General features: G+C 69.1%; 20 protein-coding genes. 12 read left to right on the forward strand and 8 right to left on the reverse strand.

The features are described 5' to 3' along the window. The first annotated feature begins 167 nt into the window (after positions 1-167). Positions 168-1019 carry a pirin family protein gene (locus tag FHY09_RS03480; protein ID WP_166924146.1) on the forward strand — a complete coding sequence of 284 codons (852 nt, stop codon included), beginning with the start codon at positions 168-170 and terminating at the stop codon, positions 1017-1019. Positions 1020-1108: 89 nt separating this feature from the next. Here FHY09_RS03480 and FHY09_RS03485 read toward each other — a convergent pair whose 3' ends face one another. The 5 genes from FHY09_RS03485 to FHY09_RS03505 all read right to left on the reverse strand — a co-directional run bounded on the left by FHY09_RS03485 (position 1109) and on the right by FHY09_RS03505 (position 6003). Continuing rightward, on the reverse strand, positions 1109-1591 hold the full coding sequence (locus FHY09_RS03485; protein WP_456362693.1) for a hypothetical protein: 483 nt from the start codon (positions 1589-1591) through the stop codon (positions 1109-1111). Between the two features lie 211 nt (positions 1592-1802). Further along, positions 1803-2666, reverse strand: coding sequence for a pirin family protein (locus FHY09_RS03490; RefSeq protein ID WP_166924147.1), 864 nt, complete (start codon positions 2664-2666; stop codon positions 1803-1805). Between the two features lie 50 nt (positions 2667-2716). Then, on the reverse strand, positions 2717-3991 hold the full coding sequence (locus tag FHY09_RS03495; RefSeq protein ID WP_166924148.1) for an alkaline phosphatase family protein: 1275 nt from the start codon (positions 3989-3991) through the stop codon (positions 2717-2719). 45 nt (positions 3992-4036) lie between these two features. Next, positions 4037-4534, reverse strand: a complete 498-nt coding sequence (locus FHY09_RS03500; RefSeq protein WP_166924149.1) for a methylated-DNA--[protein]-cysteine S-methyltransferase — start codon at positions 4532-4534, stop codon at positions 4037-4039. Continuing rightward, complete coding sequence (locus FHY09_RS03505; protein ID WP_166924150.1) at positions 4531-6003, reverse strand: DNA-3-methyladenine glycosylase 2; 1473 nt, start codon at positions 6001-6003, stop codon at positions 4531-4533. The genes FHY09_RS03500 and FHY09_RS03505 overlap by 4 nt, the downstream gene beginning before the upstream one ends. A 145-nt stretch (positions 6004-6148) precedes the next feature. On the opposite strand from FHY09_RS03505, the gene FHY09_RS03510 reads away from it, so the two are divergent. From FHY09_RS03510 to ubiM, 4 genes are all read left to right on the forward strand, one after another. Continuing rightward, on the forward strand, positions 6149-7291 hold the full coding sequence (locus FHY09_RS03510) for a hypothetical protein (RefSeq protein WP_456362694.1): 1143 nt from the start codon (positions 6149-6151) through the stop codon (positions 7289-7291). A 55-nt stretch (positions 7292-7346) separates the two neighbouring features. Next, positions 7347-7928, forward strand: a complete 582-nt coding sequence (locus FHY09_RS03515; RefSeq protein WP_166924151.1) for a DUF4019 domain-containing protein — start codon at positions 7347-7349, stop codon at positions 7926-7928. Between the two features lie 8 nt (positions 7929-7936). Then, positions 7937-8326, forward strand: a complete 390-nt coding sequence (locus FHY09_RS03520; RefSeq protein WP_166924152.1) for an MAPEG family protein — start codon at positions 7937-7939, stop codon at positions 8324-8326. A gap of 102 nt (positions 8327-8428) precedes the next feature. Next, positions 8429-9610, forward strand: a complete 1182-nt coding sequence (gene ubiM / locus FHY09_RS03525; RefSeq protein ID WP_166924153.1) for a 5-demethoxyubiquinol-8 5-hydroxylase UbiM — start codon at positions 8429-8431, stop codon at positions 9608-9610. Between the two features lie 36 nt (positions 9611-9646). Here the strand turns inward: ubiM and FHY09_RS03530 are convergent, their stop codons facing one another. Next, positions 9647-9868 carry an RNA-binding S4 domain-containing protein gene (locus FHY09_RS03530; RefSeq protein ID WP_166924154.1) on the reverse strand — a complete coding sequence of 74 codons (222 nt, stop codon included), beginning with the start codon at positions 9866-9868 and terminating at the stop codon, positions 9647-9649. Positions 9869-10082: 214 nt separating this feature from the next. Here FHY09_RS03530 and FHY09_RS03535 point away from each other — a divergent pair, with 214 nt between their 5' ends. The 5 genes from FHY09_RS03535 (at position 10083) to FHY09_RS03555 (ending at position 18347) form a co-directional block, all read left to right on the forward strand. Further along, positions 10083-11996 carry a DEAD/DEAH box helicase gene (locus FHY09_RS03535; protein WP_166924156.1) on the forward strand — a complete coding sequence of 638 codons (1914 nt, stop codon included), beginning with the start codon at positions 10083-10085 and terminating at the stop codon, positions 11994-11996. 241 nt (positions 11997-12237) lie between these two features. Next, the gene (locus FHY09_RS03540) at positions 12238-14661 is read left to right on the forward strand and encodes an EAL domain-containing protein (protein ID WP_166924158.1); all 2424 of its coding nucleotides are present in this window, start codon (positions 12238-12240) and stop codon (positions 14659-14661) included. Positions 14662-14794: 133 nt separating this feature from the next. Beyond that, positions 14795-16435, forward strand: a complete 1641-nt coding sequence (locus FHY09_RS03545) for a sensor domain-containing diguanylate cyclase (protein WP_456362695.1) — start codon at positions 14795-14797, stop codon at positions 16433-16435. A 36-nt stretch (positions 16436-16471) separates the two neighbouring features. After that, positions 16472-17194 carry a pseudouridine synthase gene (locus FHY09_RS03550; RefSeq protein ID WP_166924162.1) on the forward strand — a complete coding sequence of 241 codons (723 nt, stop codon included), beginning with the start codon at positions 16472-16474 and terminating at the stop codon, positions 17192-17194. A gap of 88 nt (positions 17195-17282) precedes the next feature. Beyond that, positions 17283-18347, forward strand: a complete 1065-nt coding sequence (locus tag FHY09_RS03555; RefSeq protein WP_166924164.1) for a sensor domain-containing diguanylate cyclase — start codon at positions 17283-17285, stop codon at positions 18345-18347. A 12-nt stretch (positions 18348-18359) separates the two neighbouring features. Here FHY09_RS03555 and FHY09_RS03560 read toward each other — a convergent pair whose 3' ends face one another. Together FHY09_RS03560 and FHY09_RS03565 are read right to left on the reverse strand one after the other, a co-directional pair. Next, positions 18360-19307, reverse strand: coding sequence for a DMT family transporter (locus FHY09_RS03560; protein ID WP_166924166.1), 948 nt, complete (start codon positions 19305-19307; stop codon positions 18360-18362). Positions 19308-19358: 51 nt separating this feature from the next. Then, entirely contained in the window at positions 19359-20156 is a 798-nt protein-coding gene (locus FHY09_RS03565) for a DUF72 domain-containing protein (protein ID WP_166924168.1), read from the reverse strand. A gap of 183 nt (positions 20157-20339) precedes the next feature. On the opposite strand from FHY09_RS03565, the gene FHY09_RS03570 reads away from it, so the two are divergent. Further along, the gene (locus FHY09_RS03570; protein ID WP_166924170.1) at positions 20340-21899 is read left to right on the forward strand and encodes a serine hydrolase; all 1560 of its coding nucleotides are present in this window, start codon (positions 20340-20342) and stop codon (positions 21897-21899) included. A gap of 77 nt (positions 21900-21976) precedes the next feature. Beyond that, the gene (smrA, locus tag FHY09_RS03575; RefSeq protein ID WP_166924173.1) at positions 21977-23809 is read left to right on the forward strand and encodes a multidrug efflux ABC transporter SmrA; all 1833 of its coding nucleotides are present in this window, start codon (positions 21977-21979) and stop codon (positions 23807-23809) included. Positions 23810-23876: the final 67 nt, after the last annotated feature.

Here is a 23876-nt window from a genome sequence, read left to right on the forward strand (position 1 = left end):
CTGTGCCGGGTCAATGCGGACGAGGGTTTTGCCAACTAGTACTTTGGTCGTAGCGCACCGTTTCACGCTGCGCCTTCCTACCGCTGGAACGATGGGTTGCGGTGCCTGGGCTTGGCGTTGCCGCTGCCAGCAACCATCTTGGTCGCAGTACATCCGCAGGAGTGTCCATGAGCAACCCGTCCTTCGCCCGCGTGGCGCGCACCATTGCCGGTGAACCGGCGTCCGACGGCGCGGGTGTGCGCCTCACCCGCGTGATCGGCGGCGGTGCGCTGCCGGATCTGGATCCTTTCCTGCTGCTGGACGAGTTCGGTACCGACAAGGCCGAGGATTATCTGGCCGGATTTCCGAGCCATCCGCACCGCGGTTTCGAGACCGTCACCTACATGCTCGATGGGCGCATGCGGCACAAGGACAACCACGGCAACGAGGGCCTGCTCATCCCGGGCAGCGTGCAGTGGATGACTGCCGGGCGCGGGCTGATCCACTCGGAGATGCCCGAACAGGAGAGTGGCCGCATGCGCGGGTTCCAGCTGTGGGTGAACCTGCCGGCGCGCGAAAAGATGACCGCGCCGCGTTACCAGGAGTTCGCGCCCGAACGCATCCCGGTCGTACAGCCGGCGGCGGGCGTGGCCGTCAAGGTGATCGCCGGTGAGGTGGAGGGCACGGTGGGGCCGATCAAGCAGCCGGCCACCGAGCCGCTGTATCTGGACATCGCGCTGCAGCCCGGGGCGGCGTGGGCGTTTGATCTGCCACCGGGTCACCATGCGTTCGCCTACGTTTTCGAAGGTGCCACGCAGATCGGCGAGGGCGCGTCCGCACGCCCGGTGGCGCAGCAGCAGCTGGCCATCCTTGACGGCGGTGAGCGCCTGCAGCTGCGGGCCTCGACGGAGGGAGCGCGGCTGATCCTGGTCGCCGGCCGACCGCTGCACGAGCCGGTGATGCGCCACGGTCCGTTCGTGATGAACACGCGCCAGGAGCTGATGCAGGCATTCGTGGATTTCCAGGAAGGCCGCTTCTGAGGCCGCCGCGCCTGCCGTTGCGGGGTGCGCCGGCAGGCGGGGTGTGAGCCTGGGTGGCGTGGCCCGGGGCGACCACGGGCCACGCACGCTCAGCGTCCGGCGGCGACGGCGGCCGCGGCCGCGTTGAGGTCCAGCGAGCGCGTCAGCTGCTGCAGGCTGCCCAGCTCCTCGCTGCTGCCGGGGTACAGCGCAAGCTGCGCGTAGCGGTCCTTCTGCAGTTTCACCACGCTGATGCGCCGCTCGGCATAGCCGGGCGGCTCCTGACCGCCGAGATCCGGGCGATACCAGTGCATGCTCTCGCCGGCGAAGCTGTCCTTCTCCTGGCGCAGCGCGCGCTGCAGCGGGATGCCGGGATCGGTGCCGGTGAGCATGAGCGTGAGCACTTCGCGACCGTCCCCGGCACTGGCGCGGCAGACCAGGAAGCCCGACGCCATCTGCTCGTCCCAGTGCAGGCCGCTGTCGGCGGGCAGCGGCGGACAGGCCGGCGCGGCATGCGCCGGTGCGATGGCGAGGACGGCGCACAGTGCGAGCGCCGAAAGGCACGGATGTGCAGCGGACAATGCGGACTTCATGGATCCCCCGTGGCAGGTCGAATGACGCCGCCGGCGCAGGGCCGGTTGGGTCGCCGTGGGCGACCGGGCGCTCCTTCCCCGGAGCGTCGGACCGACCCCGCCAATCAGTCCGGCGGGTTGAAGTGACCTTAACGGAACGTGAGCCGCCGCACAAACGCGGTTTCAGGCGTAACCATCCTGCCGGTGCCCGGGATGCGCCGATCCGGCATATTCAGCGCGCAGGCAGCGGAATGAACTCTTTTTCATCGCCGGGAATCTGGCCGAAGCGACCTGCGGCCCAGTCCAGCTTGGCCTGCTCGATGCGCTCGGTGGAGCTGGAAACGAAGTTCCACCACAGATGCCGCGGTCCATCCAGCGGCTCGCCACCAAGCAGCATCGCCTGGACCGGGGTCTTGGCGCGCAGCCTCCCGCGGGCGCCGGGCGAGGGCAGCACGAGGTGCTGCGCCGGCAGGTCCACGCCGTCGAGCTGGGCCTGGCCCTGGAGGATGTAGAGCGCGCGTTCGCGGTGTCCCGCATCGAGATCGATCTCGGCGTCCGGGTCCAGATCGATCGCCACGTTGAGCGTTCCCGCAAACACCTGCACGGGAGATTCCTCGCCGTAGGCGCGGCCAGCGATGACACGGATCCAGGCGCCGTTGCGACGCTGTTGCGGCAGGGTCGCCGCAGCATGGTGGTGGAATGCCGGTGCGACTTCTTCATGTTCCCTGGGCAGGGCGATCCAGGTCTGCATGCCGTGCAGTGGATGGCCGGTGCTGCGCTCCGGCGGCGGGGTGCGCTCGGAGTGCGAGATGCCTCTGCCGGCTGTCATCCAGTTGACGTCGCCCGGGCGGATCACCTGGTCCGAGCCCAGGCTGTCGCGGTGGCCGATGGCACCGGCCCACAGGAAGGTCACCGTGGCCAGGCCGATGTGCGGATGCGGGCGCACATCGATGCCGGTGCCGGGATCCAGCACCGCCGGGCCCATCTGGTCGACGAAGACGAACGGGCCGACGCTGCGGGCCTGCAGGGTGGGCACCGCGCGGCGGACCTGCAGCCCACCGATGTCGTGCACGCGGGGCGCGATGAGCGTGGTCATGCCGCAGCCTCGAAAGCGGAAACAGCGTTCAGGATCGCACGCCGGACCGCTCAGCGCAGCGTCTGCAGCAGGCGCTGCGGGTTGCCGTCGTTGGGCGCGGCCGGCACGCGCAGCAGGTGGGCCAGCAGCGGGTAGACATCAACGTTGTCGAAACCCTCGATCACCAGGCCCTGCCTGAAGGACGGGCCACGCGCCACGAACACCGCGCGCATCGAGGGCAGGGCATTGTCATACCCATGCGAGCCGCGTTCCTGGTGGGCGCGGCGGGCGATGGTCGCGGCGGTCAGCGCATCCCAGCCTTCATCCATCTGGCAGACGATCGGCGGTACGCGCGGATTGCGGCCGTAATGCCAGCGCTCGGGAAGCTCCGCCTTGCGCCAGCACTCGTACCGCGCGTGGCGGCCGAGCAGTGCACGCTCGGCCTCGGCGTCCTTGCCGGGCAGCGGCGCGAAGCCGACCGACTGCCCGACGCTGATGTTGCGCGCAAGGCGCTCATCGACCATGTCCTCCACCGCGATCACGTGGCCCTCGGCGACGGGGGCCATGCCGTGGTCGGACACCACGATCACATCGGTGAGCCGGTCCAGCCCGCGCGCCTGCAGGCCGTCCAGCACCTGGCCGATGACTGCGTCGGCCTCCTGGATGGACTGTGTGTACTGTGCCGATTCCGGCCCGTAGCTGTGGCCGGCCTTGTCCACGTTCTCCATGTACAGCGTGGCCAGGCGGGGCGCGTCGGCATCCTTGCGCGCCAGCCAGCCCAGGACCGTCTCGGCACGCGCCTGCAGCGGGACGGCGGCATCGTAGACACCCCATTGGCTGGGCTGGACACCCTTCACCGGCGCTTCGCTGCCCGGCCAGGACAGCGTCGCCGTACGCACGCCGGCCTTCTCGGCACTGACCCAGATCGGCTCGCCGCCCCACCATGCGCTGTTGGTGACCGCAGCGCGGTCGCTGAGGCGGAAGCGGCCGAGTTCGGCCACGTCCATGCTGTTGTGGATGATGCCGTGGTGGTCGGGACGCAGGCCGGTCACCAGCGTGTAGTGGTTGGGGAAGGTCAGCGACGGGTAGGAGGGCGTCATCCAGCGCGCACGCACGCCGTCGTCGATGAGGCGCTGCAGGTTGGGCGTGATGCCACGATCCAGCGCATCGGCGCGCAGCCCGTCGATGGAGATCAGCAGCAGCTTCGTTGCCGGCGCCGTGCCCCCTGTTTCAGCGGTTGTGCGGGGGGACGGTGCAGGCGCAGCCGGTGCACGGTCGGAGGACGTGGTGCAGGCCGACAGCGGCACCAGGGCGGCGAGGGCCCAGCAGAGGCGTAAGGAATTCATCCGGCCATTCTAGAGAACGCCGATGACGCGCCCAAGTCACTGCGGTCATGCCACCGTGGCAACGCGCTGCACACGCTGCTCAAGCGCCAGCAGCGCGGCCTTGGTCTCAACGCCGCCGCCGAAGCCGGTGAGGGTGCCATCGCGGCCGATGACCCGGTGGCACGGCAGCACGATCGGCAGCGGATTGCGCCCGTTTGCCGCGCCCACCGCGCGGGTGGCGGTGGGCTGGCCGAGGTGCTGCGCCAGCTGCAGGTAGCTCCACGTCTGTCCGTACGGGATCGCGGCCAGGGCCTGCCATACGCGCAGCTGGAACGGTGTGCCGATGGGCCTGAGCGGCACGTCGAAGGCCGTGCGTTCGCCGTGCAGGAACTGCAGCAGCTGCAGGCGCGCCTCGCGCATGGGGGCGGCGTCGCGCGTCCAGTCCGCGCGACCCTTGGCGTCGTGGCGGTTCTGCGCGAACAGGACATGCCGGAGCGCCTGGCCATCGCCGGCGATCGTGAGCCGTCCGATGGGGGTGTCGAACTGATCGAAGTACAGGCTCATGTGCGGTCTCCGCTGGAAGGGGTATGGGCGTGCCAAAGATGCAGCACGGCGTACGCCCGCCATGGGCGCCATGCATGCGAGCGCGCTTCGGTCTGACGTTCGCTCAGGCGCGCGCCTGGTGCGCCGAGCATCTGCTGCAGGATCAGGTCGCCGGCCGGGAACGCATCGGGCTGGGCCATGGCGCGCATCGCGATGTAGTGCGCGGTCCAGGCGCCGATGCCGGGCAGCGCCGTGCAGCGTGCAATGAACGCACTCAACGATTGCCCGGGTGAGAAATCGAGCACGTCCTCCGCACAGGCGCGCGCCAGCGCACGCACCGTTGCAGCGCGCGTGCGCGGCAGGCCGATCGTTTCAAGCGGGGCCTCCACCAGCGTGGCGGGCTCGGGGAAGAGGCGGTCCAGCCCCTCCGGCAGGCCCTGCAACGGCTGCCCATACGTCTGCACCAGGCGCCGCGCCAATGTGGTGGCCGCAGCGACGCTGACCTGCTGGCCCAGCACCGCGCGCACCGCCACTTCGAAGCCGTCCCAGCCGCCCGGCACGCGCAGGCCGGGCCGCGCTGCGATGCCGGCCGCCAGCAACGGCTCCTCGCGCAGCACCGCATGGACCTGGGCCAGGTCGGCGTCGAGATCGAACAGGCGGCGAACCCGGTGTACCACCGCGGGAATCTGCCGCGGATCGATCTGGCCCAGCTGGAGCAGCAGTTCGGGGCGCTGGGGATCGGCGGTGATGCGCAGCAGGACCGGTCGTGTGGCCGGCCCGATCACGCGCTGGTAGCTGGTTTCGTCGACGCGTTCGATGCCTGGAATCATCCGGCGCTGCAGGAAGTGCAGCATCAGGCTGAAATCCAGCGGCGGACGATAGGCCAGCCGCAGCTGCAGGCCCTCGTTGGTGGCCCTGCGTGGCGATGGCAGCCGGCGGATGGCGGTCGGCGGCATGCCGCAGCCGGCGGAGAAGGCGGCGTTGAAACGCCTCAGGCTGTTGTAGCCTGCGGCCAGCGCCACGTCGGTCACCGGCAGGCGCGTCTCGGTGAGCAGCTGGCGTGCCTGCAGCAGGCGACGCGTGGCATGCACCTGCACCGGCGTGGCACCCAGGCGGCGGACGAACAGGCGCTGCAGCTGCCGCGCGCTCACACCGACACGAGCGGCCAATGCAGCGGCGCCATGATCCTGCAGGAAACCTGCGTGCAGCAGTTCCAGGGCGCGCTGGAGGGTGTCTTGGTCATCGTGCTGGCGCCGCGCCGGCGACAGCTCGGGCCGACAGCGCAGGCAGGGCCGGAATCCGGCCGCGGTCGCTGCGGCAGCGGAGGGGAAGTAGCTCACGTTGGAGGGCTTCGGTGCGGGCGCCGGGCATACCGGGCGGCAGTAGATGCCGGTGCTGCGCACGGCGGTGAAGAACACGCCATCAAAGCGCGCGTCACGGGCCAGGCGGGCACGTTCACAGGCGGCGGTGTCGAGCGGGGCAGTGTCCATGGCGCAAGTCTAGGCGGCACCGGCGCTGCAGGCTCGCCATTTCCGGACATCAATGCCATCGATGGCCAGCAGGTTCAGGGAGGGTTGCCGTGCTTGGCCTGGATGGCCCTAGACTGGTTCCACTTCCACGCCGGTCCTGTTTTCGATGTCGTTGAAACCGTGGTCATCCCTGTTGTGCCTTGCGTTGGCCGCCTGCAGCCAGCTCGATACTCCCGGCGGTGCCACCGCCAATGAGATGCGTGCCCCGGGCTCGGATGGCGACCATATGGTCTCGATCAACGTGGCGGACGCACCGCCCCCGGCGCCGCCGCCGGCCCTTGACGCGTCCGACCGTCCATGGCCGGCGGCGATGCTCGAAAACGGGGTGGCCCATGTGAGCTGCACCACCGATTACGCCGGTGAGGAGGGCGACGGGGTGCTGCTGGAGGGGCTCTCGCGCCCGCAGGTTGAAGCGGCGTTGCAGCCCTGTGCGGAGCGTGGGCTGGTGCGTGCGCGCTACAGCGGCAAGATCAACCCCGGTTTCGCCGAGATGATGTGGCGGCTGGCGGCGGTAGCCGAGCAGGCGGGCATCCACAAGCGCATCCTCGATCTGGATTCCAGTGGTGGCCAGGTGGAATCGGCGATCGTGGCCGGCGATGGGATCGGGGAGACCGGCTGGACCCTGTGGATCCGCGAAGGCTCGATCTGCCACAGCGCCTGCGTGTTCGTGCTGGCGGCCGGCGACAACCGCTTGGTGATGGGCAAGGTGGGCATCCACCGCATGATGCGCATCAGCTCGAAGGCGACCTCGCGCGCCGAACTCAACCGCGAGCTGCACGAGGTCTACGACAACGTGAAGGATTACCTGCAGCGCAACGGGGTGGCCGTCGGCGTGGCCGACCTGATGATGACGGTACCCAACCGCAGCCTGCGCCTGCTCTCCGGGGACGAACTGCGGCAGTTCGGCCTGGACGGCACCAACGCGGTGCAGGACGACCTTGAGCGCATCCGGCAGATGCGCAGCTGCGGCGACGATTTCGTGCGCCGCAAGGATGCCTTCCTGGTGGCCTTCGACCAGCAGTGCAAGCGCGAGGGCGCCGAAATGGAGGCAGTGAACGAGTGCGGCCAGTCGCTCAAGGCGCAGTATGGATTCCCCGATGAGCAGTGCCCGCGCGAAAGCCCGCTGTCGGAGATCGACGTGGCCACGCTGCCGCCGGCACCGAATGATGGTGCGCCCGCGGCGGCGGCGGCGGGCATCGGGCAGCAGGGACCAGTGGATGCCGATGCCGGGGACGGCAGCGCACGCTGAGCCGACGTGGGGTGGCGTAGACTGCCGCTACCTGTCCCGAACCGGCGGTGTGTCGATGAAGATTTCCCTGCTGTCCTGCCTCGCCGTGCTGCCGCTGGCCTTCGCCGCGCACGCCCAGCAGCCTCCCGCAACGCCCGCCCAGGCGCCCGTCGCTGGAGCGGCGGCGCCGAAGCCTGCCGCGGGCACCGCCGCCGTGCCCGCGCCCGCTGCCAAGGCAGCTGCGGCGGCCGCCCCCGCGCTCACTCCGGCCCAGCAGGCGCAGCTGGACGCGCAGAATGCCGAGATGAGCGCCGCGGCCCTGCGTGCCGCGCAATGGATCGACGCCGGACGCATCGGCGAGCTGTGGGATGGCGCCTCGACCGTGGCGAAGAAGGCGGTCCCCCGCGACCTCTTCGTGCGCCAGGTCGGGGCTGACCGGGCGCGCCTGGGCACACTGGTCAGCCGCGGGCAGCCCAGCATCAGCCGCGTGCGCTACAACGTCGGCGCCGCCGTGCCGGAAGGCGTGTATGTCAACGTGGCCTATCCCACCCGCTTCACCAACAGTCCGCAGCCGGTGCGCGAGCTGGTCAGTTTCCGCCTTGACGAGGACAACGTGTGGCGCATGGCAGGCTACAGCGTCCGTCCCCCTGGAACCTGAGTACCCACATGACCATTGAACTGCAGATGCTGGCCTGGGCGAGCGTGCTGGGACTGGCCCAGATCATGCTGGCCGCCGGCGCCGTGACCCGCGAACGTGGAACGCGCTGGAACGCGTCAGCGCGCGACGGCCAGGCGCCCCCGCCGGGCAGGCTGGCCGGGCGCCTGCTGCGTGCGCAGTCCAACTTCCTCGAGACCTTCCCCATCTTCGCTGCAGCAACGCTGGCGGTGGTGTTCGCGGGCAAGGCGGACACGCAGACGGCGGTGGCCGTGCAGCTGTATTTCTGGGCCCGGCTCGCTTACGTGCCGCTGTATGCGGCGGGCGTTCCCTATGTGCGCAGCCTGGTCTGGCTGGGCTCGCTGGCGGGCATCGTCATGCTGCTTTCGGCGCTGCTCTGATTCCTGTCCCGGCACGCCCGTGATCCGGGGCTGATCCAGATCAAGGAAAACGCAGGCGGGTCCTGCCTATGCTGCTGCCCTCGGCAGAAAGGAGCAGGGCGGATGGGTTCGACGGACATCGTGGTGGTGGGCGCAGGGCCGGCGGGACTGTGCTTCGCGCGCGCACTGGCAGGGTCTGGCCTTCGGATCACCCTGGTCGAGCCGCAACCGCGGCAGGCGCTTGCCGAGGCCGCGTTCGATGGCCGCGAAATCGCCCTGACCCACGCCTCGCGGCAGTGCCTGGAGGCATCGGGAATCTGGCCACGGTTGCCGACCGATGAGATCTCCGAACTGCGGCACGCGCGGGTGATGAACGGGGCATCGTCGTTCGCATTGACCTTCTCCAGTGCGCGCGACACGGCACGGCCGCTGGGCTGGCTGGTGCCGAATCATCTGATCCGTCGCGCGGCGTTCGACAGCGTTGCCGCACAGGAGGACGTCACTTTGTTGTGCAGCCGGCGCGTGGTAGCGGTGCAGCCCGGTGCGACGCAGTGCGTGGTCACCCTCGACGACGGCACGACGCTGCACCCGCGCTTGCTGGTCGCTGCCGACAGCCGCTTTTCGGCCACGCGCCGCGCGCTGGGCATCGGTGCCCGGATGCGCGATTTCGGCAGATCGATGCTGGTGTGCCGCATGCAGGTGGAGCACGACCATCAGCACGTGGCGTGGGAGTGGTTCGCGCACGGGCGCACGATGGCCCTGCTGCCGTTGAACGGGGGCCAGGCGTCGGCGGTGATCACCCTGCCGCCACGGCAGATCGAGGCGTTGATGGCGCTGGACGAGGCGGCGCTCGGCAGGACCATCAGCGGGTTCTTCGAGCATCGGCTGGGCCACATGGTGCCGGTTGCACGGCCCGCCGCCTATCCGCTGATGGGCGTGTACGCGCAGGCCTTCGCTGCGCCGCGCGCGGCGCTGATCGGCGACGCGGCGGTCGGCATGCATCCAGTGACCGCGCACGGGTTCAACCTCGGCCTGGCAAGCCAGCACCGCCTGGCGCGGCTGCTCCGTGCGCAGCAGGCCTGCGCTGGGGATATCGGCGCGGCTGCCCTGCTGGCCCGCTACCAGCGTGGCCACCGTCGGGCGTCGCTGCCGCTGTACGAAGCGACCAATGCCGTGGCGGCGCTCTACACCGATGATCGCCTGCCTATGCAGCTGGTGCGTGCGGCGGGCCTGCGCCTGGCGCACGGCGTGCGGCCGTTCCGGCAGTTGATCGCCAACCACCTTGCCCAGCCGGTCGCGCGGTGAGGCGGAGGTGGAGGCGCGGGCTTGGCCGACGCCCGCTCAGGCCAGTGCAAGCACCCGGATCACGCTCTCGTTGAATTCCACTTCCTGGCCTGCGCGGATCTTGCACGCCTTGCGCAGTTCCACCGCACCGTCGACCCGCACCAGGCCCTCGCTGATGGCCATCTTGGCTTCGCCGCCACTGCTGACCAGGTCGGTCAGCTTGAGGAGCTGTTTGAGTTCGACATACTCACCGTCCAGGTCGAATTCGAGAATCTGCATGGCCACTACCTTGGGGAAAATGGCCTGCATTGTGCGCCAAGGCCGCGCGGCAGGGCAGGGGCCTGGCTGACGCGGCGCAGCATTCAGGCAGAATGCGTTATCATTCCGCTTTGGACGAGCAGCGCCAGGGCACGCGATAGAAGGGCGCCCTACGCGCACAAATACCCCCTTTTATATCGCCTGCCCCGCTCGTGGCAGTGCTTTGGAGTTTCCAATGTCCCAAGATACCCCGGCGACGCTGCAGTTCGCGCAGCTCGGTCTTTCCGAGCCCGTGATGGCGGCGATCGCCGCCGTCGGTTACGAGACCCCCTCGCCGATCCAGGCTGCCACCATTCCGGCCATGCTGGAAGGTCGCGATGTGCTGGGCCAGGCCCAGACCGGCACCGGCAAGACGGCTGCCTTCGCGCTGCCCGTACTGTCCAACATCGACCTGCAGCAGATCAAGCCGCAGGCCCTGGTGCTGGCACCGACGCGCGAGCTGGCCATCCAGGTGGCCGAAGCGTTCCAGACCTATTCCTCGAAGATTCCCGGTTTCCGCGTGTTGCCGGTATACGGCGGCCAGCCGTACGGCCAGCAGCTCACGGCCCTGCGCCGTGGTGTGCATATCGTGGTCGGTACCCCCGGCCGCGTGATCGACCATCTCAACCGCGGCACCCTGGATCTGTCCGAGCTGAAGACGCTCGTGCTCGACGAAGCCGATGAGATGCTGCGCATGGGCTTCATCGACGATGTCGAAGCAGTGCTCAAGAAACTGCCGGAAAAGCGCCAGGTGGCGCTGTTCTCCGCAACGATGCCGCCGGCCATCCGCCGCATCGCGCAGACCTACCTGAAAGACCCCGCCGAAGTCACCATCGCCAACAAGACCACCACCTCGGCGAACATCCGCCAGCGGTACTGGTGGGTCAGTGGCATGCACAAGCTGGATGCGCTGACCCGCATCCTGGAAGTGGAGCCCTTCGACGCGATGATCATCTTCGCGCGCACCAAGGCCGGCACCGAGGAACTGGCCGGCAAGCTGCAGGCCCGTGGGCTGGCCGCCGCTGCGATCAACGGCGACATGCAGCAGGCGCAGCGTGAGCGCACCATCGCCATGCTCAAGGAAGGCAAGCTGGACATCCTCGTGGCCACCGATGTGGCGGCCCGCGGGCTGGACGTGGAGCGCATCAGCCACGTGCTGAACTATGACATCCCGTACGACACTGAAAGCTACGTGCACCGCATCGGCCGTACCGGTCGTGCCGGTCGGAGTGGTGAGGCGATCCTGTTCGCCACGCCGCGCGAGAAGGGCATGCTGCGCCAGATCGAGCGCGCCACGCGCCAGCCGATCGAAGAGATGCAGCTGCCGAGCGTGGAAGCGGTCAACGACAACCGCGTCAACAAGTTCACCTCCCGCATCACCGAGACCATCGGCCAGGGCGGCCTGGACTTCTACCGCCAGCTGCTGGAACGCTTCGAGGCTGAAAACAACGTGCCGGCGATCGACGTCGCCGCGGCACTGGCCAAGATGATGCAGGGCGATACGCCGTTCCTGCTGCAGCCGCCGGTGCGCGCGCCGCGTGAGGAGCGTGCACCGCGCGAGCGGACCGAGCGTCCGGAGCGGGCTGACCGTTTCGATCGTGGTGACCGTCCGAAGTTCGAGCGCGCGCCGCGGGGCGAAGGCGAGCCGTTCTCCGAGCGTCCGCGCCGTGAGATGCCGCCGCGCGGCGCACCGGAGCAGGGCATGGAAACCTTCCGCATCGAGGTGGGTCACCAGCATGGCGTGAAGCCGGCCAACATCGTGGGCGCGATCGCCAACGAGGCAGGCCTGGAGAGCCGCTTCATCGGTCGGATCGACATCCACGACGGGTTCTCGGTGCTGGATCTGCCAAAAGACATGCCCGAGGACGTGCTGTCCCACCTCAAGAAAGTGTGGGTGTCCGGCCAGCAGCTCCAGATGCGCCGGGTAGAGCCGGGCGAGGACCTGACGCCGTCGTCGGCACCGCGCCCGGCGTTCAACAAGCCGCGTTTTGACAGGGGCGCGCCGCGCCGCAGCGGCCCGGGTGTGCCGGGCGCCACCGGTGACCGCGGCGGCAATGAGCGACCGCCGCGCCGCGAAGGGTTCAAGCCGCGCGGTCCGCGCAGCTACTGAGGTCCCTCCCGGGGGTGGCTGCCCTGCCGCCCCGCATGCCTGGAAAACAACGCCAGCCTGTCACCAGGCTGGCGTTTTCCGTTGTGGCCTGCAGTGAACCGATGCCCTGCCAGGCGCATTTCGCACCGGGCGCCTGCCGACGTGCTAGCGTGGAGCCGCCTCAAAGGACGTCCGTTTCCGGCCATGGCCCGGTGCGGGCAGGACGATGTCTCAGACCTCACGGGTTCCGGGGGGATCCACGATGGGTGCGAATGACAAGGACGTGCAGGGAAACCGTGTTCCGCGTGGGCACCGCCTGACGCTGCGTTTCACGCTGCTCACCGGTCTGGCAATCGGGCTTGTGGGCGTGTCCGCGCTGATCCAGGAGCTGCAGGCGGCCTCCACGGCGTGGATCGTCGGGCAGGGCCACTGGTCGCGTGCCCAGCAGCAGGCGGTGTCCGCACTGGAACGCTACGTGGACAGCGCCGATGCCGCGGATCTGCGGCAGGCCCGCCGGGCCCTTGACGTACCGCTCGGCGACCTCCACGCGCGCACCGTGCTGGAACGCGATCCGCTGGACCGCGCGGCCGCCCGCGAGGGGCTGCGGCGGGGCGGCAACGAAGGCAGCAGCATCGACCGGATCATCCTGTCCTACCGCCATGGCCGGGAACTGTGGTATTTCCGCGATGCGGTCGCGATATGGAAGCAGACCGATGCGCCGATCCTCGAACTCGCCGCCCTGGCCGACACGCTCGAACGTGACTGGGCCGGCGGGACGCTCGATGACAGCCTGCGCGCGCAGCGGCGGGAACGCCTGCAGTCCTTGGACACGCAGCTGCAACGATTGGCGCGCGGGTTTTCCAGGGCACTGCTGGACAGTGCCGATCGCATCCGCCTGACCACCCTGGCCGCCGGCCTGCTCTCGGCGATGTTGATCATCGTGGTAGCGGTGCTGCTGGCCCGCCGGGTGCGCATCGAGCTGCGCGAAGAGGAAAGCCGCTTCCGTGCGGCGTTCTACCAGGCCAGCGTGGGCATGATGAAACTCGATGGCGGTGGCGGGCTGATGGAGGTCAACGAGGCCCTCGCGGCGTTGCTGCAGCGGCCGCGCAGGCGGCTGCTGCACATGCACCTGCGCGAGTTGCTGGCCGAGGGAGAGCTGGCGCGCGACGCCGACGGAAACATCGACTGGAACCAGCAGGCACGACCGGGCGAACTGCGTTTCCTGCGCGAGGACGGCAGTCTGATGTGGGGCCGCTGGAGCTGCACCGTGGTACCACGCAGGAAGGGCGGCCTCTCGGTGTTCGCCATTGTCGAGGACGTCACCGAAAACCACGTGCTGGCACGGGAAGTGCAGCACCACGCCAACCACGATCCCCTGACCGGGCTGGTCAACCGACGCGAAGTGGAGCGGATGCTCGATCAATCGCTGCAGGACGTGCGGCAGCAGGGCGGCGTGCATGCGCTGTGCTGCATCAACCTGGATCATTTCAAGCTGGTCAACGATACCGTCGGGCACGCGGCGGGCGATCGTCTGCTGCGTGCCGTGGCCGCGCAGCTCACCCGCGCCGTGCGCGGCAACGACTGGGTTGGACGGCTGGGGGCCGACGAGTTCGCGCTGTTCCTGGCCGATGCGAGCCAGGACGAGGCCAAGCGCATAGTGCAGCGGATCGTGCGCGAAATCGGCCATGATCCCGCTGCCTTCGCCGATGGCCTGCCACGGCTGGGGTGCAGCGTGGGGATCGTGGAGGTCAATGCCGAAGCGGCGGATGTGAGCTGGCTGATGGGGGCCGCCGACAGCGCCTGCTATGCCGCCAAGCAGGCCGGTCGCAACCGCATCCACTGCTACAACGAAGACCGGCTGGCGTTGGAGGACCGCCGCGCGGAGGCAGAGCGGCTGCGTGTGGTCAGCCAGGCCATCAGCGAAGGCCGCATGGTGCTGCATGCGCAGCGCATTGCCAGGGTCGGCGACCCGGAGCATGTGCACTACGAGGTGCTGGTGCGCATGCGCGACCGCGACGGCACGCTGCATGGCCCGGCCGCCTTCATCGGGGCGGTGGAGCGTTATGGCATGGGCATGGCGCTTGACCGCTGCGTGCTGGCGCTGCTGTTCAGGCACCTGCAGTCCTGCCCGGCACATGTGCGCCAACTGCACCTGTGCAACGTCAACGTGTCCGCGCAGTCCATTGCCGATCCCATCTTCCTGGCCCATGTCATCGACCTGCTGGAGCGCAACCGCACGCTGGCCCCGCGGCTGTGTTTCGAGATCACCGAAACGGCGGTGATCAGCAACCTGGCCCAGGCCCGGGGGTTCATCGATGCGGTGAAGGCCCGTGGCTGCCGGATCGCGCTGGACGATTTCGGTTCGGGCATGTCCTCGTTCGGCTACCTGCGCCAGCTTCCTGCCGACCTGCTGAAGATCGATGGCAGCTTCGTGCGCGACATGGAGCACGATCCGGTCAGCCGCGCGGCGGTGCGGGCCATCGCGGCGCTCGGGCGCGAGCTGGGCATGGACGTGGTGGCCGAGTGGGTGGAAACGCAGGCAGTGGCCGAGCAGCTGGCGCAGTTGGGCGTGACCGGGCTGCAGGGTCATGCGATCGCTCGCCCCGTGCCGCTGGAAGAGCTCACCGGTGCGCTGCTGCAGCGAAAGCCACCGCGGCTGCCCCTGGACGGCGGCAGCCCTGGGTGAGCGGCGCGGGCAGGCGACATCCATACACTGCCCGCACGGGCCTGCGATACTCTGCGTCCAAGGACGGCGCACGGAGCGTGCGCACGCAAGCAGGCGGGGATGCGTGGCCAGCGGCAAGGAAAGAGGGAACCGGGTGAAAGGGCACGTGCTGCCGCTGCTGCTGCTGTGCTGGCTGCTGCTGCCGTGGCAGGGCGTCGCTGCGCCGCAACCCATCCGCGACTACCTGTTGCTCGGTGCCGCCACCTCTGAACCGACCCCCCACCGCAGCTGCACGCCCGCCCTGCTGGACGGGCCGCGGCAGCAGCTGGAGATTCCGGCACCGGCCGGTGGCTGGTCCGGTGAACCGCAGGCGCTGGATGTGTTCAACATCTTCGCCGGCGAGGTGATGCTGCGCCATGGCGAGCGCGTGATCTGCGGCAACATGGGGGATGCACGCAGCCGGGACTCGCGCTTCCGCGCAGGCATCGGCATGGTGATCGTGCCGCCGCCAGGCAGCGCCACATCGATCCAGGTGTCCTGGGCGACGCCGCTCAAAGAGCGCTGGGGACCCACGCTGCAGCTGGGTGCGCCCAGCCCGGTGCAGCAGGACGACACCGCACGCCTGCTGGTGCGGGCGGCCTGTCTGGCAGTCACGGTGGCCCTGGTGCTCTCTGCCTTGATGGGCTGGCTGAATGCACGGGACCGCCTGTTCCTGGCCTATGTGGGCATCTGCCTGGTGTCCGTGGTGTGGCAGGCCGCGCTGGGCGGGCTGAGCGGCTATCCCGAGCCATGGTTCGGCACCGGCATGGACAGCGTGCCCTGGCTGGTGGGGCTGACCGCGCTGACGCAGTCGCTGATGCTGCCGGTAGTGTGGCGGCTGAGCGCCGGCGAGCGCATCTGGCCCCGTTCCATGCGGGTGGTGATGGTCATATCGCTGGCGCTGCTGGGCGCGGCCATCCTGGTGCCACTCATGGACTGGACCACGCTCGCCTGGCTGGCCGATGCCATGGAAGCAGCGCACATGACCGTATGCGGGTTGAGCCTGGCCGTCGCGCTGGGCGCGTGGTGGCGTGGTGAGCGCCTGGCGGTGCTCGGCGCGGCGGCCATGCTGCCCTTCGTGGCCATGATCGGTGCCGAACTGCTGCGCGCGCCCTGGGTGCTGGCCTACCGCGTGGAGGCACTGCAGCTGTCGGCCACCTGGCTGCTCATGATGGCCGGCTGCGTGCTCAACCTGCGCCTGGGCAATCTGCGCGAGGAGCGTGACAGGATGCGGCAGCTGGCCGAGACCGATGCGCTGACCGGCCTGCCCAATCGCCGCGCCGGGCTGGCCCAGCTCGCCCGGCAGATGGCGCAGGCACGCGAGCAGGGGCAGCCGCTGGTCATCGGTTTTCTGGACATCGACCTCTTCAAGGACATCAACGACCGATACGGGCATGAAGCCGGCGACGCGGTGCTGGTGGCGGTGGCCGGCGCGCTGCGGGGCGCGGTACGCAGCGGCAGCGAGGTTTTCCGGATGGGTGGGGAGGAGTTCCTGCTGGTGTTGCCCGGGGCCTCCGGCCGGGTCGCCACCGAACGCATGGACGGTGTGCGCGGGCGCATCACCCGGGCCTGCGCCGCGCTGCCTTTCGAGGGCCTGCGGGTGACCGCCAGCATCGGCCTGGCGCAGCTGCGATCGGGACACGACGATGCAGCCGCGCTGCTGCGCCGGGCCGACCATGCGATGTACCGCGCCAAGCGCGCGGGGCGCGACCGAGTGATGGATGGCGAAGCCCTGGAGGCCGCTCAGGTCGGGTGACTGCCGCTGGCGAGCCCGATTCCGCATAATGCACGCATGACTTCACGCCTCAACAAACATATCGCCGAGACCGGCTTCTGCTCCCGCCGCGAGGCCGATCGACTGATCGGCGAGCGGCGGGTCACCGTCAACGGGCATCCTGCCGGCACCGGCGCGGTGGTCGGTGAGGACGATACCGTGCTCATCGATGGCCAGCCCCTGCGCGCGCGGGTAGCCGCCCGGCCCGGTGCGCGCCGCCATGTATACATCGCGCTCAACAAGCCGGTGGGCATCACCTGCACCACCGAATCGTCGGTGAAAGGCAACATCGTCGATTTCGTCGGCCATGAGCAACGGATCTTCCCCGTCGGCCGGCTCGACAAGGACTCCGAAGGGCTGATCCTGATGACCAGCAACGGCGACATCGTCAACAAGATCCTGCGCGCCGAGAACGGCCATCAGAAGGAATACATGGTGGCGGTGAACAAGCCGGTGACCGAAGAGTTCCTGCGGGGCATGGCCCGCGGCGTCCGCATCCGTGATGAAACCACGCTGCCCTGCCGCACCTCGCGCATCGCCAAGTTCGGGTTCCGCATCACCCTGCAGCAGGGGCTCAACCGGCAGATCCGCCTGATGGCCGCAGCCTTCGGCTACCGGGTGACCCAGCTGCGCCGGGTGCGCATCGACAACATCAAGCTGGGCGCGCTCAAGCCCGGCCAGTGGCGCAATCTCAGCGAGCCGGAACTGCGCGCGCTGCTGCCCGGCCAGCAGGACTGGTAGGCCGGCCACTCCTCCATCGCACGCGCGCGGCTGGACGCCGTGGCGACGCCCCTTGCCCCCGCGCTGCGGCGCCCACTGCGAGTGACGCATGATCAGCCCCGACAAGCCTGCCAATGAAGCCCTGCGCATGGAGGCGCTGCACCGCTACCGGATCCTGGATTCGGACCCGCAGCGCTCCTTCGAGGACCTCACGATCATCGCCCGCGCGGCGTGTGGCGCCTCGATGGCCGCCGTCACCCTGATCGACGCCGAACGGCAATGGTTCAAGTCGATCCAGGGCACGGAGGTCGCCGAGCTGCCGCGCAGTGAGTCGATGTGCGGCCATGCGATCCTCCAGCCGCAGGAAGTGATGGTCGTCGAGGATGCCCTGCGCGATGCGCGCTTCCATGACAACCCGATCGTGACCGGGGAACCCCACGTGCGCTTCTACGCGGGCGCGCCTCTGCTGACCCAGGATGGCCTGCCGATGGGCACGCTGTGCGTGTTCGATCCGCAGCCGCGCCAGCTGGACGCGCAGCAGGCCGATGCGCTGGCGGCGCTGTCGCGGCAGGTCATGCTGGTGATGGAGCTGCGCCGCTTCGCGCTGGACATCCGCCAGCAGATGCTCGAGCGCGCCGACTACGAAAAACTGCTGGCCGATTACCACCAGGTGTTGCTGGCGCAGAACGCGGACCTGACCGAACAGAGCCGCACCGATGCGCTGACCGGCCTGCCCAACCGCCGCGCGATGGCCGAGGCGCTGGAGGCGGCGGCGCGGCATCCGCAGCGGGGCCGTGGGGTGGGCATCGCCTTGCTGGACCTGGACCACTTCAAGCGCATCAATGATGTCCACGGGCATGCCAGCGGCGACCGCGTGCTGGCCACGGTCGGAGCGCTGCTGCGCGAGCAGCTGGGGAGCCGCGGCATGGCCGCGCGGTACGGTGGCGAGGAGTTCGTCGCGCTGCTTCCGGACATGCCGCCGGAGCAGGCAGCGCAGGTCTGCGAGGGGCTGCGCCGGGCCGTGGCGGGGCTGTCGCTCGACTACCCGGTGACCATCAGCATCGGCCTGGCCATGCTGCGCGACGACGAATCTGCCGACCAGGCGCTGGTGCGTGCCGATGCTGCGCTGTATCGCGCCAAGGCCAGGGGCCGGGACCGCGTCGAACTGGATTGAGCGCCGCCCGCCTCAGTCGGTGACGTTGCGTGACTCGGCCGTGGCCAACAGCTCCGGGTGCTGCACCGGCCGACGGCGGTTGAGCAGCGGATGCAGGAACACGGCGCCGATGATGATCGCCACGCCCAGGTAGAAGCGTCCGCTGACCTCGTGCTGTTCGCCGAGCAGCACGATGGCCAGGAGCACGGCGTAGACCGGCTCCAGGTTGGTCACCAGCTGCACGGTGTAGGCGCTCAGGTGGCGCAGGGCGACCAGCGCCAGCGCGAACGGCAGCAACGTGCAGGCACCGGCGAGCAGCAGCAGGAGCAGGCCATCGTGCAGGTCCGGCAGCACCCACAGGGGGCTGGCCAGCACCGGTAACAGGAACGGCAGCAGCGGCGCGAGCAGGGTCAGCGTGAGGGTGCCGGCGCCGAGTTCCAGCGCGGTGACGGTGAGTGGATCGGCATGGCTGACCAGGCGCTTGTTGAGCGAGCCGAACACCGCCACCAGCAGGGCGGACAGCGCACCGATCAGCACGCCCACGCGCATGCCGTCCGGTACGCCTCCGACCACCAGCGCTACCCCCGGCAGCACCGCCAGGCCAAAGGCCAGCTCGCGGACCTGGAAGGGACGCTTGGCGACCCAGGGCTCGATGATGGACGTGAACACGGGCGCCAGCGCGATGCAGGTGGCGGCCACCGACGCGTTGGCCAGCTTCACCGCGCCATAGAAGGTGAGCCAGTGCAGCGCGACCAGCGCCCCGATGCCCGCGTAGCCGGCGACCAGCCGCAGCGGCAACACGCGCAGCCCGCGCCACACGCGCGGCAGCAGCGCAAGCATGGCCACCACCAGCAGCATCCGCCACCACACCAGCGGCAGGGCAGGCAGGGTGATCAGCTTGCCGAGGATGGCGGTGATGCCCCACAGCAGGACGCAGAAGTGGATCTGCAGCAGGGCTTTGCGGGTATCGGGCGTGCTCATCGCCCTATTGTGTGGCATCTCGTGCAGGCATGCGCGTGCCGACAGCAACGTTCACGCCGGGTCGCACCGTTTCTGCAGGGCCATGGCCGCGGCCGGATTGCGCTCCTTGGCCGCGCCGATGCACAGCAGGAAGACCTCGCGCGGATGACCGGGCGCAGCGGGTGCGGACAAGGGCAGGTCATCCGGCGTGGCACCGTTGCGCCACTGCTGCGCGCGCGCGGCCCAGCGCTGCTGCACCGGTACGGTCAGGCCGGCCCTCAGCCGGGCCTGGCTGCGCTTGATCCGCGCATAGACGAAGTCCGCAGTGACATCGCCATGCAGCGGCCCGTCCTCGCTGTCTTCGATCACCAGCGCGACGTTATGCGCGCGCGCACCGGCCACCAGCGCCACGCCATGGCAGCCGGCGTTGCGGACATGGAAGGCGTGCTGCAGCGTGCGCCCACCGGTCTGCCGGGGCAGCGTCGCCATGAGGTCGACCAGCGCTCCGGCATCGGCCTTGTGCTGCGGCGCGAACTGCCACAGCAGCGGACCGAGGCGGTCGCCCAGGGCGCGGGCCGCTTCCAGAAAGGGTCCGGCCGCCGCGGCGACACCAGACAGGTCACGCGTCTGGACCAGGTAACGCGGCGCCTTCATGGCAAAGCGGAACCCGTCCGGCACCTCGCTGGCCCAGCGCTCGCACAGCGCTGGGGTGGGCGTGCGGTAGAACGTGCCGTTGATCTCGATGCAGCGCAGCGTCCTGGCGGCGTAGGCGAGTTCCTCGCGCTGCGGCAGGCCCTGCGGGTAGAACGGTCCGCCACGCCACGCGGGGAAGATCCAGCCCCCGATGCCGCAGCGGATCGGCGGCGTCATGCGACGGCTCCCTGGCGGAGAGGGGCGTGCGCGGGGCGGCAGGCGCGGCGGATTCGATCGGTACAGAGCGGCATGGCAACCCTCCTATGGCACAGGGAGGGTGCCGCCGGGGTCGTTACCATTGTGAGAACCTGCGGCAGGCTGGCGTGGTGCCGGCGCCGCCCGGATTGGAGATGCTGTGCGATGAAGACCTGGATCGGAGGTGCCGTGCTGCTGGCCTGCGCAACCCTCGGCAACGCCGCAACACCGCCGCCGCTGGCGACGCTGGACGCCACCGTTGAGCGCGTGCGCGCCCGTTTCGACGTGCCGGGTGTCGCCGTGGCCGTGGTGAAGGATGGACAGGTGGTGCTGGCGCGCGGTTGGGGCGTGCGCGAGCAGGGCCGTCCGGAGCCGGTGGATGCCGATACGCTGTTTGCCATCGCGTCCAATACCAAGGCCTTCACCGCCACCGCGCTGAACCTGCTGGCTGAGGAGGGGGCGCTGAAGATGGACGACAAGGTGATCGACCACCTGCCATCTTTCCGCATGGCCGATCCCTACGTGACCAGCCAGATGACCCTGCGCGACCTGCTTTCGCACCGCAGCGGGCTCGGGCTTGGCGCCGGCGATCTGCTGTTCTGGCCGACCACGCGCTACAGCAACGCCGAGGTGGTCGAGCGCCTGGCCCGTGTTCCGCTCAGCGGCGGCTTCCGCGAACGCTATGCCTACGACAACATCCTGTACGCAGTGGCCCAGCAGGTGATCGAGAAGGTCTCCGGTATGGGCTACCAGCAGTTCCTGCAGACGCGCATCTTCGACAAGGTGGGGATGGACGGCACGCGCTACAACGCCGACCACCTGCGTCCCGGCGACGCCGCTGCGATCGGCCATGCGAAGTACGATTTCAAGGACCTGCGCACCGTGGCGCCGCTGACCTGGTCCAACAATGCCGGCGCAGGTGGGCTGTACTCCAGCGCGCATGACATGGCGCGCTGGATGCAGGTGCAGCTGGCGCAGGGCAGGCTGGCCGATGGCACGCCCCTGTTCTCGGAGAACAGCCAGCGCGCCATGTGGCAGATGATTACTCCGCAGACCGTGCCGGAGCCGAGCGTGCCCGAACTGGCGCCGGCGAGGCCGAATTTCGCCGGCTACGGCGAAGGCTGGAGCCTGAGCGATTTCCAGGGCCATCGACTGGTCTGGCATACCGGGGGCTGGCCGGGCATGGTGTCCCGCCTGACGCTGGTCCCTGAAGCGAACCTTGGCGTGGTGGTACTGACCAACCAGGAGTCCGGTGCAGCGTTCAATGCCATCACCCTGAGCGTGCTCGATGCCTACCTCGGGGAAGGGCGCCACGACTGGGTCGAAGCCTACGCGCGCAGCGTGGCCAAGGCGGAGGACAAGGCCGACGCGGGCTGGGCCGCGCACCAGGCGGCGCGGGTGAAAGGAACACGGCCTTCGCTCGCACTGGAGGCGTATGCAGGCACCTACCGCGACCGTTGGTACGGCGACATGCAGCTGAGCCGCGAGGGCAGGGCACTGCGCCTGCAGTTTGAAAACACCGCGCAGCTGCGCGGCACGCTGGAGCATTGGCAGCACGATACGTTCATCGTGCGCTGGGATGACCGATCGCTCAACGCCGATGCCTTCGTGACCTTCAGTCTCGACCCGGACGGCAAGGTGCGCGAGGTACGCATGCAGGCGATCTCCGACCTCACCGATTTCAGCTTCGATTTCCAGGACCTGCTGTTCACCCCCGTGGAGTGAAGGCGGAGGGCGGGGACGACCTGGCCTGCACCGGTGGCGTGGGATACTCCACCGGTTCCCCGTTGTGAGCGCTCGTGATGTTCCGCTGGTTCGAATCCCTCATCCCGGTGTTTCCGCCGGTCGATACGCGCACGCCGCCGCGCAGCGTGGTGAAGTTCTACCTGTTCTACCTGCGCCCGGTATGGCCGGTGCTGCTGGCCACGCTCGTTGCCGGGCTGGCGCTGGCACTGGTGGAAGTGGCGATGTTCGACTTCCTCGGGCGCATCGTGGACATGGTGGCCGAGCGGCCGGGCGCCGATTTCTTCCAGCGCCATGCCAGTGAACTGGCCTGGATGGTCGGCATCTGCGTGATCGCGCGGCCAATCGTGGTGGGCGTGCACAACCTGCTGGTCAACCAGGCCATCGTGCCGGGGCTGAGCAACCGCTCGCGCTGGCTGATGCACAACTATGTCGTGCGCCAGAGCCTGACGTTCTTCCAGAACGACTTCGCCGGCAGCGTGGCCAACCGGGTGATGCAGACCGGCACCTCGCTGCGCGAGTCCGCCGTACAGATGGTCGACTCGCTCTGGTACATCGTGGTCTACACCGGCACCGCGCTGGTGCTGTTCGCACAGGCCGACTGGCGCCTGATGATCCCGCTGGTGCTGTGGATGCTGGCCTATGCCGTGATCATGAGCTACTTCGTGCCGCGCGCGAAGGAGCGGGCGTGGATCGCCTCGGAGGCGCGCTCGAAGGCGATGGGGCGCATCGTGGATGGCTACACCAACATTCCCACACTGAAGCTGTTCGCGCACGGCGGACGCGAGCAGGCGTACGTGGCCGAGGCGATCAACGAGCTGGCGGTGAAGCATCGCCGCCAGACACGCATCACCAGTGGCATGGACCTCACCATCGCCATCGTCAACGGGTTCCTGATCGCAGGCACCTGCGGTCTGGCGTTGTGGCTGTGGAACGACGGCCTGATCACCGTGGGCGCGATCACCCTGGCCACCGGACTGGTGATCCGCATCCACAACATGTCCGGCTGGATCATGTGGACCATCAACGGCATCTTCGAGGACATCGGCACGGTGCAGGATGGCATCACCACCATTTCGCAGCCGTTGACCGTGCAGGACCGGAGTGATGCGGTGCCGCTGCAGGTGACCCGCGGCGGCGTGCATTTCCGCGATATCCACTTCCACTACGGCAAGGCCGGCGGGGTGATCGCAGGTCTTGCACTGGACGTCAGGCCGGGCGAGAAGATCGGCCTGGTCGGTCCGTCCGGTGCCGGCAAATCGACGCTGGTGAACGTGCTGCTGCGCCTGTACGACCTGGAGCGTGGACAGATCCTGATCGACGGGCAGGACATTGCATCGGTCACCCAGGAGAGCCTGCGCGGGCAGATCGGCGTGGTCACCCAGGACACCTCGCTGCTGCACCGCTCGATCCGCGACAACCTGCTGTACGGGCGTCCGGACGCAAGCGAGGAGGAGATGCGGGCGGCGGTGGCCAAGGCACGCGCGGCCGGCTTCATCCAGACGCTGACCGATGGCGAGGGGCGCAGCGGCTATGACGCGCTGGTCGGCGAGCGCGGGGTCAAGCTGTCCGGCGGCCAGCGCCAGCGCATCGCCATCGCGCGGGTATTGCTGAAGGACGCGCCGATCCTGGTGCTGGATGAAGCCACCTCGGCGCTGGATTCGGAAGTGGAGGCGGCCATCCAGGACAACCTGGACGAGCTGATGGAGGGCAAGACGGTGATCGCGATCGCGCACCGGCTGTCGACCATCGCGCGGATGGACCGGCTGGTGGTGATGGACCAGGGGCGCATCGTGGAGACCGGCACGCATGCCGAGCTGGTGGCCGCCGGAGGGCTGTACGCGCGGCTGTGGGCGCGCCAGACCGGTGGCTTTGTCGCTGCCGACGCGTGATGGGGTGGCCGGGTCCGTGCCCGTCCCCGCCTCCTTGCCAGGCAACGCGGGCTGCAGAGCCGGGCGG

This window comes from Xanthomonas sp. 60 (assembly GCF_011761925.1).

Coding starts and splice junctions, on each gene's coding strand:
- FHY09_RS03480 (WP_166924146.1), top strand. CDS start 168: ATGAGCAACCCGTCCTTCGCCCGCGTGGCGCGCACCATTGCCGGTGAA.
- FHY09_RS03485 (WP_456362693.1), bottom strand. CDS start 1,591: ATGAAGTCCGCATTGTCCGCTGCACATCCGTGCCTTTCGGCGCTCGCA.
- FHY09_RS03490 (WP_166924147.1), bottom strand. CDS start 2,666: ATGACCACGCTCATCGCGCCCCGCGTGCACGACATCGGTGGGCTGCAG.
- FHY09_RS03495 (WP_166924148.1), bottom strand. CDS start 3,991: ATGAATTCCTTACGCCTCTGCTGGGCCCTCGCCGCCCTGGTGCCGCTG.
- FHY09_RS03500 (WP_166924149.1), bottom strand. CDS start 4,534: ATGAGCCTGTACTTCGATCAGTTCGACACCCCCATCGGACGGCTCACG.
- FHY09_RS03505 (WP_166924150.1), bottom strand. CDS start 6,003: ATGGACACTGCCCCGCTCGACACCGCCGCCTGTGAACGTGCCCGCCTG.
- FHY09_RS03510 (WP_456362694.1), top strand. CDS start 6,149: ATGTCGTTGAAACCGTGGTCATCCCTGTTGTGCCTTGCGTTGGCCGCC.
- FHY09_RS03515 (WP_166924151.1), top strand. CDS start 7,347: ATGAAGATTTCCCTGCTGTCCTGCCTCGCCGTGCTGCCGCTGGCCTTC.
- FHY09_RS03520 (WP_166924152.1), top strand. CDS start 7,937: ATGACCATTGAACTGCAGATGCTGGCCTGGGCGAGCGTGCTGGGACTG.
- ubiM (WP_166924153.1), top strand. CDS start 8,429: ATGGGTTCGACGGACATCGTGGTGGTGGGCGCAGGGCCGGCGGGACTG.
- FHY09_RS03530 (WP_166924154.1), bottom strand. CDS start 9,868: ATGCAGATTCTCGAATTCGACCTGGACGGTGAGTATGTCGAACTCAAA.
- FHY09_RS03535 (WP_166924156.1), top strand. CDS start 10,083: ATGTCCCAAGATACCCCGGCGACGCTGCAGTTCGCGCAGCTCGGTCTT.
- FHY09_RS03540 (WP_166924158.1), top strand. CDS start 12,238: ATGGGTGCGAATGACAAGGACGTGCAGGGAAACCGTGTTCCGCGTGGG.
- FHY09_RS03550 (WP_166924162.1), top strand. CDS start 16,472: ATGACTTCACGCCTCAACAAACATATCGCCGAGACCGGCTTCTGCTCC.
- FHY09_RS03555 (WP_166924164.1), top strand. CDS start 17,283: ATGATCAGCCCCGACAAGCCTGCCAATGAAGCCCTGCGCATGGAGGCG.
- FHY09_RS03560 (WP_166924166.1), bottom strand. CDS start 19,307: ATGAGCACGCCCGATACCCGCAAAGCCCTGCTGCAGATCCACTTCTGC.
- FHY09_RS03565 (WP_166924168.1), bottom strand. CDS start 20,156: ATGACGCCGCCGATCCGCTGCGGCATCGGGGGCTGGATCTTCCCCGCG.
- FHY09_RS03570 (WP_166924170.1), top strand. CDS start 20,340: ATGAAGACCTGGATCGGAGGTGCCGTGCTGCTGGCCTGCGCAACCCTC.
- smrA (WP_166924173.1), top strand. CDS start 21,977: ATGTTCCGCTGGTTCGAATCCCTCATCCCGGTGTTTCCGCCGGTCGAT.